General features: G+C 55.8%; 12 protein-coding genes, 7 tRNA genes and 1 pseudogene. 7 read left to right on the forward strand and 13 right to left on the reverse strand.

Annotated elements, in window-relative coordinates:
• Positions 1–49: 49 nt before the first annotated feature.
• Positions 50–1,066: pseudogene (locus tag AC4EYZ_RS04330) on the forward strand (IS30 family transposase); the annotation flags it as partial.
• A gap of 143 nt (positions 1,067–1,209) precedes the next feature.
• Here the strand turns inward: AC4EYZ_RS04330 and AC4EYZ_RS04335 are convergent.
• From AC4EYZ_RS04335 to AC4EYZ_RS04395, 13 genes are all read right to left on the reverse strand, one after another.
• A tRNA-Ser gene (locus AC4EYZ_RS04335) sits at positions 1,210–1,297 on the reverse strand.
• Between the two features lie 123 nt (positions 1,298–1,420).
• Positions 1,421–1,930, reverse strand: coding sequence for a YiiD C-terminal domain-containing protein (locus tag AC4EYZ_RS04340; RefSeq protein ID WP_474192404.1), 510 nt, complete (start codon positions 1,928–1,930; stop codon positions 1,421–1,423).
• A gap of 2 nt (positions 1,931–1,932) precedes the next feature.
• Positions 1,933–2,493 (reverse strand): nitroreductase family protein, encoded by a 561-nt coding sequence (locus tag AC4EYZ_RS04345; RefSeq protein WP_027959664.1) that lies wholly within the window; start codon positions 2,491–2,493, stop codon positions 1,933–1,935.
• Positions 2,494–2,569: 76 nt separating this feature from the next.
• Positions 2,570–3,403 carry an NADPH-dependent 7-cyano-7-deazaguanine reductase QueF gene (queF, locus tag AC4EYZ_RS04350; protein WP_474192403.1) on the reverse strand — a complete coding sequence of 278 codons (834 nt, stop codon included), beginning with the start codon at positions 3,401–3,403 and terminating at the stop codon, positions 2,570–2,572.
• A gap of 48 nt (positions 3,404–3,451) precedes the next feature.
• Entirely contained in the window at positions 3,452–4,225 is a 774-nt protein-coding gene (locus tag AC4EYZ_RS04355; RefSeq protein ID WP_027959666.1) for an ABC transporter permease, read from the reverse strand.
• Entirely contained in the window at positions 4,222–5,190 is a 969-nt protein-coding gene (locus tag AC4EYZ_RS04360; protein WP_474192401.1) for an ABC transporter ATP-binding protein, read from the reverse strand. Before AC4EYZ_RS04360 ends, AC4EYZ_RS04355 begins: the two co-directional genes overlap by 4 nt.
• Before the next feature lie 392 nt (positions 5,191–5,582).
• Positions 5,583–6,974 carry an NAD-dependent succinate-semialdehyde dehydrogenase gene (locus AC4EYZ_RS04365; protein ID WP_027959667.1) on the reverse strand — a complete coding sequence of 464 codons (1,392 nt, stop codon included), beginning with the start codon at positions 6,972–6,974 and terminating at the stop codon, positions 5,583–5,585.
• Between the two features lie 905 nt (positions 6,975–7,879).
• Positions 7,880–7,954, reverse strand: a tRNA-Gly gene (locus AC4EYZ_RS04370).
• A 20-nt stretch (positions 7,955–7,974) separates the two neighbouring features.
• Positions 7,975–8,050, reverse strand: a tRNA-Glu gene (locus AC4EYZ_RS04375).
• 88 nt (positions 8,051–8,138) lie between these two features.
• Positions 8,139–8,213 (reverse strand) — tRNA-Gly (locus AC4EYZ_RS04380).
• 41 nt (positions 8,214–8,254) lie between these two features.
• A tRNA-Glu gene (locus AC4EYZ_RS04385) sits at positions 8,255–8,330 on the reverse strand.
• A 21-nt stretch (positions 8,331–8,351) separates the two neighbouring features.
• Positions 8,352–8,426 (reverse strand) — tRNA-Gly (locus AC4EYZ_RS04390).
• Positions 8,427–8,480: 54 nt separating this feature from the next.
• A tRNA-Glu gene (locus AC4EYZ_RS04395) sits at positions 8,481–8,556 on the reverse strand.
• Between the two features lie 333 nt (positions 8,557–8,889).
• Between AC4EYZ_RS04395 and AC4EYZ_RS04400 the strand changes: the two genes are divergently transcribed.
• The 6 genes from AC4EYZ_RS04400 to ylqF all read left to right on the forward strand — a co-directional run bounded on the left by AC4EYZ_RS04400 (position 8,890) and on the right by ylqF (position 15,056).
• Positions 8,890–9,993 (forward strand): TRAP transporter substrate-binding protein, encoded by a 1,104-nt coding sequence (locus AC4EYZ_RS04400; protein WP_022520405.1) that lies wholly within the window; start codon positions 8,890–8,892, stop codon positions 9,991–9,993.
• A 1-nt stretch (position 9,994) separates the two neighbouring features.
• On the forward strand, positions 9,995–10,504 hold the full coding sequence (locus tag AC4EYZ_RS04405) for a TRAP transporter small permease subunit (RefSeq protein ID WP_009288055.1): 510 nt from the start codon (positions 9,995–9,997) through the stop codon (positions 10,502–10,504).
• A 3-nt stretch (positions 10,505–10,507) separates the two neighbouring features.
• Complete coding sequence (locus tag AC4EYZ_RS04410; RefSeq protein ID WP_490204136.1) at positions 10,508–11,833, forward strand: TRAP transporter large permease; 1,326 nt, start codon at positions 10,508–10,510, stop codon at positions 11,831–11,833.
• A gap of 40 nt (positions 11,834–11,873) precedes the next feature.
• Positions 11,874–13,460 (forward strand): gamma-glutamyltransferase family protein, encoded by a 1,587-nt coding sequence (locus AC4EYZ_RS04415; protein ID WP_041157884.1) that lies wholly within the window; start codon positions 11,874–11,876, stop codon positions 13,458–13,460.
• 137 nt (positions 13,461–13,597) lie between these two features.
• A complete protein-coding gene (msrB, locus tag AC4EYZ_RS04420) occupies positions 13,598–13,996 on the forward strand; it encodes a peptide-methionine (R)-S-oxide reductase MsrB (protein WP_022520408.1) in 399 nt (132 codons plus the stop codon).
• Positions 13,997–14,099: 103 nt separating this feature from the next.
• Complete coding sequence (gene ylqF, locus AC4EYZ_RS04425; protein WP_490204137.1) at positions 14,100–15,056, forward strand: ribosome biogenesis GTPase YlqF; 957 nt, start codon at positions 14,100–14,102, stop codon at positions 15,054–15,056.
• Positions 15,057–15,078 lie beyond the last annotated feature (22 nt).

Here is a 15,078-nt window from a genome sequence, read left to right on the forward strand (position 1 = left end):
GGTCTCAATGACCAAGTGCAACACCTAACCTATCAGGTAGGGTATTGCCATGACTCACTGTTATCGCCATCTTTCTGCCGAAGACCGAGCCGCCATCATGCTGATGCGGGCTAACCACTCGATTCGCGCTATCGCCCGTCAGTTAGGGCGTTCGCCCAGTACTATTTCACGAGAACTGGTGCGTCATACTGTTAGCCCTAACAGAGCGTATGACGCCAGCCTCGCTGGACATCGCGCCCGACTGTCCCGCTGTCGGCCTCGCCGTAGCTTGAAGCTTCCTCTCGACGGTGAGCTGTTCGAACTGGTGCTCTACCTGCTGCGCAAGTACTGGTCACCAGAGCAAATAGCCCGCACACTAAAGCGTATGTTTCCTGATAATACTGACCGCCACGTCTCGCACGAAGCCATCTACAATGCGCTCTACCTCATGCCGCGCGGCTCGCTCAAGAAAGAGCTGATTGCCTGTTTGCGCCAGGGTAAAGGTAAACGACGCCCTCGCAGCCGTGGCAAGGATAGGCGACAACAGATTCCAGACTTGGTGAGCATCCATCTGCGGCCGCCTGAGATCGAAGATCGCCTGATGCCCGGCCACTGGGAAGGGGATCTCATCATGGGCGCTAACAATCGCTCTGCCGTTGGTACATTGGTGGAGCGCACGACGCGTTTAGTGATTCTGGCGAAAGTGGATGGCACCACGGCCACAGCGGCGGCTGTCGGCTTCAGCGACAAGCTCAATGAGGTGCCGCGCTCCCTGCGCCTGTCCATGACCTATGACCAGGGCAAAGAGATGGTGAAACATGCCGAGATCACTCAGAAGACGGGGACAGCGATCTACTTTGCCGACCCGCATAGCCCATGGCAGCGGGGTTCCAATGAGAACACCAACGGGCTGTTGAGACAGTACTTGCCGAAGGGCACGGATCTGTCGGTCTACAGCCAGGAAGAACTCGACGAGATCGCCGACTCACTCAATACACGGCCGCGCAAGACACTGGACTGGCGCTCGCCACTGGAAGTCTACGCCAAGGTGCTCAAGAAATCCGTCGCCAGCCCGAGCACTCTTCAATATTGTTGCACTTGGAACTTGAGGCCGCCATGTTCCGAATCACATTGTACTGTCGTATATATTTCACTGGGGGACTATTTGGGGGACTAGATAAATTATAGACACAAAAAAGCCGCTGAAATCAGCGGCTTAATCTATATTCATGGCGGAGGGGGAGGGATTCGAACCCTCGAAGCCTTGCGGCTTACACACTTTCCAGGCGTGCTCCTTCGACCACTCGGACACCCCTCCGCGTTTTGGCGCTGTTGAAAGGCTGAACCTTTCGCGACAGAACGGCGCATATACTATTGGCTAAGCCTCGAAATAGCAAGCCTTTTCCGGCTGACGAACCTTTAGGTTAGTGACATACCCCGGTTATCGTTCAGACAATACAGCGTAGCTGCCGTTGGCTTCCAGGCAGAGCGTCTCGCCACAATAGAGCTGCTGGGTTAGCGCTATGCGGCCTTTTCCTCGCTCAGCGAGCTTGTTGGCAAGCTGAGTAGGGCCTTCTGGCACTGCTGGCGTGCATATCAGGCGGTAGTCACTGGTTACCGGCGCCAGAAAACGCTGGCTAGCCTCGGCAACCACGACATCCCGCACAATGCCCCGCTCACGTAGCCATAGCGTTACCCAGCACCAGCCTTGTAGCGTCGTCTGCGCCGTCAGTGCACCACCAAAGCCCGTGCCTTTATCGTTAAGGTTGGGCTCCAGCGCTAACTGCCAGGCTAGTGAATCACCCTGACGCGTCATTTTGCTAATACCTAACGCGCCCACCATGGGTATGGCGTCGCTCAGCCACTGCTGAAAAACGGCCAGATTTTCCGGCTGGTCTTTTGGTAGTGGCAATCGTGGATGAGGGATGCCTGGCTGACGGGGGAGACTCATCGCTAGTCCCAACGCTCTACAAAGTCAGCAACATTATGCTGCGGTACCGGTTTATGGCGACCACCCAAAGTGCCCAGATAGATAAACGCGACGACTTCGTCATCTTCATCCAGATTCAGCCCTTTGCGAACTACGGGGTCGAAAGCGTACTTTCCGCTGCGCCACATTGCTCCCAACCCTAAGGCGTGGGCGGCTAGCAGTATGCCGTGGGCGGCGCACCCGGCGGAGATCACCTGCTCCATTTTGGGTACTTTTTCAAGTTTGGGCGTGACCTTGGCGATCACGGCGATAATCATCGGCGCCCGCAGCGGCTTTTTACGCGCCGAGTTGAGCGTTTTGTCATCGGCGCTAGGATCCTCCTGAAACTCCGCCTCGGCGAATAGCTCGCCCAAGCGTTCTCGCCCTTCTCCGCTAAACTCGATAAAGCGCCAGGGGCGCAGCTCTTTATGATCCGGGGCACGTAGCGCGGCCTGATAAATGGCGCTGAGCTGTTCGCCGCTGGGCGCTGGCTCCATCAGCTTGCCCATTGAGCTACGCTCGTGAAGCAGCGTGAGTGCGTCCATTGATGACTCCAAGTCCAATTGTGTGAGGCTACTTTAGCACCGTCATTTATAGCATTGTCATTTATAACATTGCCGCTTACTGCCTTGCTAGGCGCAGTGGCGTGGGGGGCGTTAACCCTGGGGTTGCGCGCCAGGGGCTGATATCTAACCCGCCGCGCCGCACATAACGCGCCAGTACCAGCAGCTGCGTAGGCTTTGCCTGGGCCATTAAATCGCAGAAAATATGCTCAACGCAGTGCTCGTGAAAATCCTGGTGCTGGCGAAACCCAATCAGGTAACGCAGCAGCCCTTCGCGGTCGATTTTCGGGCCTTTATAACGAATCAGCACGCTGCCCCAGTCTGGCTGGCCGGTAACCGGGCAGTTGGATTTCAGCAGATGGGAGTAGAGCGTCTCCTCGACGACCTCTTCCCCTACCGTGAGGTGGTCACTGCTAGGCGTATAGTCGCTTACTGCGATATCTAAATCGTCCAAGCATTCGCCCGGTAAGTGCTGTGGCGAAAGCTCTGGCGCATCCACATCAAACAGCTCGACACTCACTTCAGCCCCCGCCGCTAAGGAGAGGTCATTGGCCAGCGTTTCCATCACTTCCTGACGACTATAGAAACGGGTTTGGTTGAAGCTATTGAGGTAGAGCTTCCAGGATTTGGACTCAATCAGATTAGGTGAGGCTGCTGGCAAGCGAAAGCGCACCACGGCCACAATAGGCTTACCGCGGCTGTTCAGCCAGGAGACTTCAAAGGCGTGCCACTCATCTTCCCCCACAAACGGCAGAGCCCCCTCTTCGATCCCCAGCGGCACTCGATTAGCCGCGCGGGGAATAGGATATAACAGCCCCGCGTCATACTGCTCAGGGTAAGCGGAATCGCGCCCTAACGGCGCGTGCGCTAAAGTGTCTGGGCGATGTGCCATTGTATAAAGCTCTCTCTTCTCAATCAGATTGATGCGTCTAGCAGCCTGCTAGCTGCGGATACCTTTGCCGCGCTCTAGCATCGCCAATGCAATACTAAACAACACAATGATGAAGGCAAAAATGGCAGCGAGCGCCCAGCCAACGGGAATATCCGACACACCTAAGAAGCCATAACGGAAAACGTTGACCATGTACAAAATTGGATTGAGCATGGAAACGCCCTGCCAGAAGTCAGGCAACATTGAGATAGAATAAAACACTCCTCCCAAATAGGTCAGTGGCGTCAGGATAAACGTCGGCACGATAGAAATATCGTCGAACTTATTGGCCAGTAACGCATTAATAAAGCCGCCAATAGAGAACAGCGCAGACGTGAGCACTACGACTAATACCGTGAGCAGCGGGTGTTCCATGGTTAGGCGAGTAAAGAACAGTGAAACGACCGTCACAATCAGCCCGACGCCCAACCCACGTGCCATACCGCCTAAAATAAAGCCGGCCAGTATCACCCAATTGGGCATGGGCGAAACCATCATCTCTTCGATCGAACGCTGAAACTTATTGGAGAAGAAACTCGACGCCACGTTGGAGTAGCTGTTGGTAATCACCGACATCATGATCAGCCCTGGAACAATAAAGTCCATGTAGCTGAAGCCGTCCATGTCACCAATCCGCGAACCGATTAGGTTGCCGAAGATAATAAAGTACATCGCCATGGTGATCGAGGGCGGCAGCAACGTTTGCGGCCAAATGCGGGTGAAGCGTTTGATCTCTTTTAGCACCAGCGTCCACAGGGCGATCAATGTTTGCGTAGCATTCATACGCGTTCCTCCGTCTTCTCAACGCGCTGGTCTATCGCCCCTAGCCCACTACCTTCCACCATCGACACAAACATCTCCTCTAAGCGGTTGGCTCGATTACGCATGGAAACCACCTGGATGCCCTGTTCACTCAACGCCTTGAAGACATCGTTTAAACGTTGCCCGCGATGCACCACGAGTGATAGCTGAGTAGACTCCAGCTGCTTTATCTCAAACCCGTCTATCTTGGGTATGTCTGTAATGGCTTCGGAGGTATCAATTAGGAAGGTCTCGGTATTCTGCTCAGCCAGCAGGCCTCGCACGCTAGTGTTCCGCACAATGTCGCCATTATTGATAATCGCCACATTACGGCACAGGCTCTCAGCCTCTTCCAGGTAGTGCGTCGTCAGGATGATGGTGGTGCCTTCGTCTTGGTTAATCCGCCGCATGTACTCCCACATACTGCGCCGCAGTTCGATATCCACCCCGGCGGTTGGCTCATCCAGAATCAGCAGTTTGGGGCGATGCATCAGCGCTCGAGCGATCATCAGGCGGCGTTTCATTCCACCTGACAGCATGCGCGCGCTGCCGTTGCGCTTTTCCCATAGGCCCAGATCGGTCAGTAGCTGTTTAGCTCGGGGTAAAGCCTCGCGACTGGTCATGCCGTAGTAACCTGCCTGGGCCAGTACGATATCGAGCACTTTCTCAAATTGATTGAAGTTGAACTCTTGAGGCACTACGCCTAGCTGGTACTTGGCTTTAGCGAAGTCTTTATCCACATCAATGCCGAATATGGAGACCTTGCCCGCCGTCTTTTGCACCAGCGAGCAGACCACCCCCAAGGTGGTGGACTTGCCGGCTCCATTGGGGCCCAACAAAGCAAAAAAATCGCCCTGCTGGACGTCGAGATCAATACCTTTGAGCGCCTGAAAGCCGTTGCCATACACTTTGGTAAGGCCACGGATCGACAATGCCGGTTCGGCCATGAACATGTCCTGTCAGCAAAATAAGAAGAGAAGGAGAAACATTAGGGCGCAAACGACTTTTTTCAAGGTGGGCAATCGAGCCGAACGCCAGACACGCAAAAAAAGACGCCCAGCAAATAGCTGATGCATCAGGGAAGAAATTGAAACTAGAAGCGCTTTGAGTGGGAAAGGAGGCTTTTGCAGTCAGCGCTCCCCCTCAATAAGGTTCTCAATAATACTGTAGCCGTACTTTAGCTCGTCGGCCCTGCGGAGTGCAAGACCACCAGTCACATGCCCCTAAGAGTCGTTTAGAGCATGTTTCAAAACCTTGAAAACATGCTGTGACCGATAACCCCACTTCGTGCGTACTGGCAAGAAAATTCACATTAACAATGCACTCCCGAGCATGACGATCAGAACTGACCGTCGATGTCGGTAACTCCAATCAACTTGTGGTTGACGAATTCCTTCAGCCCGAGGCCGATCAACTCGCGGCCATAGCCGGAGCGACGAACGCCGCCGAAAGGCAAGTCGGCCTTCACTGCCGTTGGGTGATTGATGTAAACCATACCGGTGGATATCTGAGCCGCCACCTGGCGACCTCGCTCAATGTTCTGCGTGAACACTGATCCGCCTAATCCAAAGGGAGAATCGTTGGCGATCTCGATGGCTTCGGACTCACCCTTGGCTCTGAACACCAGAGATACCGGACCAAAGAACTCCCAGTAGTAGGCAGGGTTATCCTTCGTCAAGTCCGTCAACAGCACGGGCTGCACGAATGCACCGCGCTCGGGTATTGCGGCACCGATTACGGTCGCCGTAGCACCATGCTTAATTGCATCTTCCACTTGCTTTTGGATATCATCCGCTGCGCTCTGAGACGACAAAGGCGCCAATGTCGTCGTCGGATCCATGGGATCCCCCGCCTTGAGTACGGCGACGCTGGCTTTGTACTTCTCCAGGAAGGCGTCATAAACCTCCTCGACGACGATGATCCGCTTGGACGAACAGCACACCTGCCCAGCGTTCCAGTGGCGGCCGAACACGGCCCATTTCACCGCCTTGTCGATGTCGGCATCATCCAGCACCACAAACGCGTCGGCGCCGCCCAACTCCATCGTTGACTTCTTCAGCGCCTTGCCAGCCTGTGCAGCCACCACCGCGCCAGCTCCTTCAGAACCGGTCAAAGCGACACCGTGAACGCGTGGATCGTTAATGATGGTTTCCAGCTGTTCGCGCGTTGCATAGAGATTCTTGAATCCGCCAACCGGCAAGCCAGCGTCAAGCATCAGCTTCTCGAAAAGCGCAGCCGATTGCGGAACGTTGGATGCATGCTTGAGCACGACCACGTTACCGGCGGCAAGCTGAGGAGCGATGATGCGGGCGATCTGATAATAGGGGAAGTTCCACGGCTCTATCGCAAGGATAATGCCCAGCGGCTCGTGTACCAGCCAGGCCTCGGTCACCACCGGATCCTTGGACGGCAGTTTCTCAGGTGCCAGCTGCCGCTCGGCGCTCTCGACATAGTACTCGAAGATCGCAGCTGACAGCTCGACCTCCGCCTGCGCCTCGCCCAGCAGCTTGCCCATCTCCAGGGTCAGCAGTTTCGCATACTCCTCGCTATTGGCTCGCAACAAGTCGGCAGCTTTCTGCAGGATAGCGATCCGCTGCTGGATGGGGGTGCTCTTCCAGTTGCCGAATGCTGCATCGCCGCGATCCAGCGCCAGAGCGACCTCTGCATCGGTTGCGCTGGGAAAATTTTTGATTGTCTCCCCAGTATAGGGATTGGTCGTTGCATAAGCCATTCTTTTAACCCTCCGTTACTCGGGTTATCTGTGTGCATCAGGTCAGCGCGCAGGTCCCCCAAAATCACTGTGAAAAGAAACGATTACCCTGGACTACCCCCTCTCCAGCAGACATCCCCGTCCTATGCCTGCAGTTTTGATATTCATCGACATGGTGGCGGACACAAATTGGTGAGCAGAGCAGCTCGTCGATGACGGCCTGACCCTCACGGTGGCACACCACCAATCGAGTCGATACCGTATGCCTCAGCCTCGGTGAGTCAAAGCGCCCGGCAGCTGCCTGCGATCGTCGGCCATCGAAGCCTCACTGCATGTGGGAATAAAAGCCAGCGCGCACATTGGTCATCGCGATCTGAGTGGTAGATGTACCCACGACCATGCACCGCTGGGTCACCATCATAGCCAAGGTTAAGCATTTGTATATTGTCATGGATCATGTCTGCGTGCGCTTCCGTTGTGAACGTACACAGTCGCAATAGCCGCCGTACCTCAGTGGAGGCCGCCGCTGACGGTAATAAGTAAGTGAGAGCGTTAGTTACTGGCTTATCTTCAAATTAATAAGATTCCTAACCGCCAACATGGAAGCCACAAGCTTCACATGATCTTGAACGACGATGATAACCTGACAGGCGGGAGTACTGGCGAACCAGCTGAGTTTGGGCTAAAAACCAAAGCAGATCAGCCCACGGCCATCCACGACCTTTAGTCAGAGCCCTATTGTGCTGAAAGCCACTGACTCAGTATCAGCAAAAAGAACCTAGACCAAGACTGCATATTAAAGCAGTGAGATCGGAGAAGTTTGGGATAATAGAAGCTTAGCGGAGAAGGTGAGCTATAGGGCTGGCATGTCGCAGGACTGGCATTCCAGTTCCCGACTTTGGCGTAGCTACCTGATACTGCTTACATGGAGCGGGAAAGGAGATTCGAACTCCCGACCCTCGCCTTGGCAAGGCGATGCTCTACCACTGAGCTATTCCCGCAACGCAAACAACATACTAGATGGCGTCCCATAGGGGGTTCGAACCCCTGTTACCGCCGTGAAAGGGCGGTGTCCTAGGCCACTAGACGAATGGGACTAAATCAAACCTGGAGCGGGAAAGGAAATCGACCGGGCTGGCGTTCCAGCTCCCGACCCATCGCTTACCGATCCGGTACTACTAAAACTGGAGCGGGAAAGGAGATTCGAACTCCCGACCCTCGCCTTGGCAAGGCGATGCTCTACCACTGAGCTATTCCCGCTTATAGAGCACTTACTTAGCTTTTACCTAACTTACCGGAAGTGGCGTCCCATAGGGGGTTCGAACCCCTGTTACCGCCGTGAAAGGGCGGTGTCCTAGACCACTAGACGAATGGGACACTATTAAGCACTTTAATGCTTGGAGCGGGAAAGGAGATTCGAACTCCCGACCCTCGCCTTGGCAAGGCGATGCTCTACCACTGAGCTATTCCCGCATTCCGATAACCCTGACGACCGCTTACTCTAGCTCTAGAAAGAAAAAGAATAAGTGGCGTCCCATAGGGGGTTCGAACCCCTGTTACCGCCGTGAAAGGGCGGTGTCCTAGACCACTAGACGAATGGGACGTTGCATTGCCTCGTCGAGGTGGCGCGTATGTTACTCAGACCTTATTGAGCTGTCAAGCACCCTGCCTTCACCAAACTAACTGACACGCTTTCAATTACCTACCTCTACGTCCAATTTTTGCGAAGCCAGTATGCACACCGAGGGTGCCCTGGACACTCATTCGGCGTCATAACGGTGCAAACGGTTATTTTTCTTATATTTAGTCTTTTCAGCAGAGACCGACAAAACCCTTAAAAATCTTTTATTTAAAATAAAATCGATTTTTATGGCACACCCCTTGCTACTTCATTGTGTTCCCTGGCTGACCAATTCCATCATAAATGAGGTGTGCTATGTCCTTATCCCGTCGCAAGTTTCTCACCACAGCTGCCGTCTCCTCCACGGCAGGCCTTGTCTTGGGCGCCCCGTCTATCGCCCGTGCGCAGTCCGCTGAGAGCTTCAACTGGCGTATGACCAATGCTTACCCGCCCGGCTCGCCCTTTTACGTGGAAGGCCCTGGCAGCCCCACTGACGTGATCGCCAAAATCAACGCCATGTCCGGCGGACGACTCAATATTCAGCATTTTTCATCCGGCGAGCTGATCCCAGCCTTTGAAGGCTTTGAAGCCGTTCAAAGCGGCACCATCGAGATGAATGCCGCCAATAGTTACTTCTGGTCAGGCACCACCTTTGCCGCTCAGTACTTCACTACTGTTCCATTTGGTATGAGCTTTATGGGCCATATGGCGTGGCTTTACCACGGCGGCGGCTTGGAGCTTTGGCACGAAGTGTATGAGCCCTACGGCATGGTCGCCTTCCCGCTGAACAATACCGGCGTGCAAATGACCGGCTGGTTCCGCGAACCGATCGAGGATATTAGCCAGCTCAACGGGCTGCGCATGCGCGTTCCTGGCTTGGCGGGCCAGGTTTACTCTTCGCTTGGCGTGGATGCCCGTGTACTGCCCGGTGGTGAAATCTTCCCCGCGCTGGAGCGTGGCGTGATTGATGCAGCTGAATTCGTAGGCCCCTTCCAAGACCGTCGCATGGGCCTGCATAACGCCGCCAAGTTCTACCACACTACAGGCTGGCACGAACCCTCGACCACGGGCGAACTGCTTATCTCGAAAACCCACTGGGATAGTCTGCCAGAAGATCTGCAGATGATTGTCAAAACCGCCTGTATGGCCGCCTGCTTAGAGAGTGTGACTTGGTCTGAAGCGGTCAATGGCGAAGCCATGACAGATCTAGTGGAGAACGAAGGCGTCACTGCCAGCATGCTTCCCGCACCCGTTATCGATGCGCTGCACGAAGCCACTCAAGATACCCTGGCAACAGAGGCCAACGCCGACCCTCTGGTACGCAAAGTGCACGATAGCTACATGGCGTTTAAAGCCAATCATGACCGCTGGGCGGGCGCCAGTGAGCGTGCCTGGTTAAACGACATTATCGGAGTCTGATATGCGCGCCGTGGCATTTTTTGTCCACGGAGTTGAGGCGGTGGTTCGGCTATTTGGCTGGATCGCCGCCTGGACCTGCGTGGTTTTAGTCGGACTCGTCGCTGGCGACGTATTGATGCGCTATGTGTTCAGCATTGGCGCGATATGGCTGCAGGAGCTGCAGTGGCACTTGATCTCACCTATTGCACTGTTTGGCATGTCGTATTTGCTATTGATGGGCGAGCAGGTGCGCGTCGATGTTTTCTACGAGCGCTTCCCTGTAGGCCTGCAACGGGTGATTGAAGTGATCGGCGGACTCTTGCTGCTGGTGATGGGGCTGTATATCGCCTGGCTGACGCTGCCCTGGATCGCCCAGTCGTTCGCCCGCGGCGAGGCGTCGCCCAACCCCGGCGGCCTGCCTCTGCGCTGGCTTCTCAAATCTCTGATCCCATTCGGTTTTCTCCTTCTCGCGCTGCAAGGGCTGGCCCACGCGCTGCGTCAGGCTTTCGCCCTACCCACACGAGGTGAATAACGCATGTCTCCCAATGAATGGCTCGCGATCGGCATGATCGTGGCTTTTTTTGTGTTCCTGCTGATAGGTATTCCGGTCGGTATCAGTATCGCGGCGACGGCCTTTTTCTTTGGCTACGTTGGCTTTGGGCCAATGCTGTTTAATCTGCTGCCATCACGTATTTACGGCGTAGTGACCAATTACACCTTTATGGCCATACCGCTATTTGTGTTTATGGGGGTGATGCTGGAGAAGTCGAAGCTGGCAGAGGAGTTGATCGATGTCATCGGCCACTTGTTCGGCGGCATTTCAGGCGGCATGGGCGTGGCGATCATCCTCGTGGGAGTGCTGTTAGGCGCCGCCACAGGCATTGTGGGCGCCACTATCGTTACCCTTGGCCTGCTCACGCTACCGACGCTGCTACGCCGCGGTTACCCTAAAACCCTGGCCACCGGGATGATCTGCGCATCCGGCACCCTGGGGCAGATTATTCCGCCCAGCCTGGTGCTGATTCTGCTGGCGGAAATTCTGGGTGAATCAGTCGGTACGATGTTCGCCGCCGCCATGGTGCCGGGACTAACCCTGGCGGCGGTGTATATTATTGCCATTCTGGTGATCGCCAAGCTCTACCCCAACTTAATGCCGCCTATTCCTGCCGAGGAGCGTGCAGAAATGGGCCGGGGTCAGTTGATACGCAAAGTGATTACCGTGGTAGGCCCGCCAGTGGGGTTGGTGTTTGCGGTATTAGGGTCGATTATTGGCGGCATTGCCGCGCCTACTGAAGCAGCCTCAATGGGTGCGCTAGGAGCATTGCTAATTGTAGCCTGCTCGGGGCGGTTAACCTTTGCGCTACTCAAAGAAGTTGCCAAGGCCACGCTGGTGATCTCGGCCATGGTGTTCGTTATTTTGATCAGCGCCCAGGTATTTGGCCTGGCATTTCGCGGATTGGGCGGCGAGCATTTGGTTGCCCGTATGTTCGACTGGGTGCCCGGCGGCGAATTAGGCGCGATGCTATTCATGCTGCTGCTGATGTTTGTGCTGGGTTTCTTCCTGGAGTGGATTGAGATCAGCTATATTGCCCTACCGTTATTTTTACCCTTCTTTGTGCAGATGGGCGTCGATATGGTGTGGCTGGGCATTCTGGTGGGGCTGGTGCTACAAACGTCGTTTCTTACCCCACCCTTTGGCTGGTCGCTGTTTTTCCTCAAGGGTGTAGCGCCGAAAGAAGTCTCGACGCTGGATATTTATAAAGGCGCCCTACCGTTTATCGGCTTACAGTTTGTCGCCGTCGCGCTGGTATTTATCTTTCCCAGCATTGCTACCTGGTTGCCCGAAGCCATTGGCTGGTAACGATCTGCCTTAGCATTTATTTAACAATAAGGATTCAAAGATGCTCCACACCCAACGTAGTTACGGCGGCAGCTGCGTCGCTCCTCATCACCTAGCTGCCAGTGCCGGGCGAGATGTGCTTAAACAGGGTGGTAACGCGGTGGAAGCCATGGTCGCAGCCGCTGCTGCCATTGCGGTGGTTTACCCGCATATGAACGCCCTGGGTGGCGATGGATTCTGGCTAATTCATGAGCCGGGCAAAGCGCCCATTGCCATTGACGCCTGCGGCCCTGCGGCGGGGCTTGCCAGCACAGACTTCTACGCCGGTGAAACGCAGATTCCCGAGCGCGGCCCCAAAGCCGCCCTCACCATGGCCGGTACCATTGGCGGCTGGCATGAAGCGCTGAACGTGGCGTCGGCATGGGGCAAGCAGTTGCCTCTCACCACACTACTGGCTGACGCCATTCATCATGCCGAGGGGGGTATTGCGGTCTCCCAGAGCCAGGAAGCGCTTACCGCCAAACACCTTGAGCGTTTAACCCAAAGCCCAGGCTTTAGTGACACCCTGCTGCTTAACGGCCAGGTACCCCGTGAAGGCGAACGGCTGCGCCAGCCGCGTTTGGCCGCCACACTCAAGCGTTTGGCAGAAGCAGGATTAGATGACTTCTACCGCGGCGAGCTGGCCGCCAGTATGGCGCGGGATTTAGAGGCCGTCGGCAGCCCACTGCGCCTGGCAGACTTTCACGCCTACCGCGCCCAGCGAGTCACACCGCTGGAAGTAACGCTTCAGGATGCCACGCTCTATAACCTGCCTGCGCCGACCCAAGGCATGGCCTCGTTAATGATTTTAGGTATCTACGAGCGCCTAAAAGCCGCCGAGCCCAACGGTTTTGGCCACCTGCATGGCCTGATTGAGGCCACCAAACGCGCCTTTATCCTGCGCGACCAAAACATCACTGACCCCGGCCGTGTGCCAACACCGCTGCAAGATTTGCTCAGCGAAGAGAACATTGGCTTAGAAGCGGCTCAGATCGACCCGCAGCACGCCCTACCCTGGCCCCACGAACCAGCGCCAGGCGACACCATTTGGATGGGCACCGTGGATAGCGAAGGACGTTCGGTGAGCTTTATTCAGAGCATCTACTGGGAGTTTGGCAGCGGCGTGGTGTTACCGAAAAGCGGCGTGCTGTGGCAAAACCGCGGCATCAGCTTCTCGCTTAACCCCGACGACCTGCGCGGCTTAGCCCCTGGTCGCAAACCCTTCCACACGTTGAACCCGGCGCTGGCCAAATTTAACGATGGCCGCACCATGGTTTACGGCACTATGGGCGGTGAAGGCCAGCCGCAAACCCAGGCAGCGGTATTTTCGCGCTACGCGCTGCATGGCATGCCGCTGCAGCAGGCGATTACGGCCCCCCGCTGGCTGCTGGGGCGCACCTGGGGCGAAACCAGCACTAACTTGAAACTCGAAGCGCGTTTTGACGACACCCTAGTCACCGCCCTGGCAACGGCAGGCCACGATGTGGAAGTGCTGCCCGAGGCATTCAGTGACACCATGGGCCATGCAGGCGGTATTGTGCACCATCCGGATGGGTTGATAGAGAGCGCCCACGACCCGCGCAGTAACGGCGGCGCGGCTAGCGTATAGCGCTTACACTGGCACAGCGATGTATAATCGCCCATGCTGAAACTCATGATGATCAAGTGGTGTCACTAGGCTAGTGAGTCCAAACAACACTTGGCCTTAGCGATGTAAGCGCAATGCATAAGGGAGAGGAACAGAGCATGGCGAAAATAGAAAAATCCCCTGACGAGTGGCAACAGCAGCTAACCCCAGAGCAGTACCGCGTAGCACGTGAGAAAGGCACAGAACGCCCATTCACTGGCGATTATCAGGTGCGTGATGCGCAGGGTATTTACCACTGCGTCTGCTGTCATGCGCCGCTGTTTGAGAATGAGCACAAATTCGATGCTGGCTGCGGTTGGCCAAGCTTTGATCGGCCACTGGGTAGCCGCTGCGTTGAGGAGCATACGGATACCACTCACGGCATGCAGCGCACGGAGGTAGTTTGTTCCCACTGCGATGCTCATCTGGGCCATGTGTTCCCCGACGGCCCACCGGAGACTACTGGGTTGCGCTACTGCATTAACTCAGTGTCGTTGGAATTTCACCCCGACGAGTAATCGCTGATAAATCCTCTCAAGGAAACCCAGCAAGGCGGGCGCCATCTGCTAGAATGGCAGCCCGCTTTTTTGTGCCGCTATTTTGTACTTGCAGGAGAAACCCATGCTCGGCTGGTTCCCCGGACATATGAACAAGGCCCGCCGCCAGATTAAGGAGGTGCTGCCTGAAATTGACGTAGTCATCGAGGTACTCGATGCGCGTCTGCCCTACTCCAGCGCCAACCCAATGCTGGCCGAGCTAACCCGCCATAAGCCGGTGCTGAAAATTCTCTCCCGGGCAGATCTCGCTGACCCGGAGCGAACGGCCGAATGGGTGGCTTATTTCGATGCCCAAGAGAATATGCGTGCCTTGGCAGTCACGACGACCAACACCCGCGAGCTAAAGAAAATTCCCAAGCTGTGCCATGAGCTGGCCGGTGCCGTTCGTGCTGACCGGGATGTGCGCGTGATGGTGATGGGTATTCCCAACGTGGGAAAATCCACGCTGATTAACGGCCTGGCCGGGCGAAAAATCGCTAAAACCGGCAACGAGCCAGCAGTCACCAAGCGCCAGCAAAAGGTGCGTATCGATGGGCGTGTGGCACTCACCGACACCCCGGGAGTGCTGTGGCCGAAGATTGAGGACCAGGCCAGCGCCTATCGGCTTGCCGCCACCGGCGCCATTCGCGATACCGCTATCGAGTACGCCGATGTAGCCATTGTTACCAGCGCAGAGCTGGCCAAACGCTACCCCGAAGCGCTCACCGAGCGTTATAATCTCAAAGAGCTGCCCTCTTACACCGCGCCGGATATCCCCCATGACATTGATGCGGATGGCCCGAAAAAGCCCGACTTTCTCGCTATTGCTGGCTTCGACGGTAACGCCATCTTAAAAGATATCGCTGCCCGCCGAGGCGGCCTGCGTCCCGGCGGCGCCGTTGATCTGCACCGCGGCGCGGAAGTGCTGCTTCACGAACTGCGTGATGGCAAGCTGGGCAGGCTAACGCTTGAAACCCCGGCAGACATTCCTCCGCCGCCCGTGCAAAACGACGAAGACAATCAAGCACTTTCCGACGCATAATGGCCTAATAGCTCTATAGCCG

The sequence above is a fragment of the Vreelandella sp. 162(4c) genome (assembly GCF_058152265.1).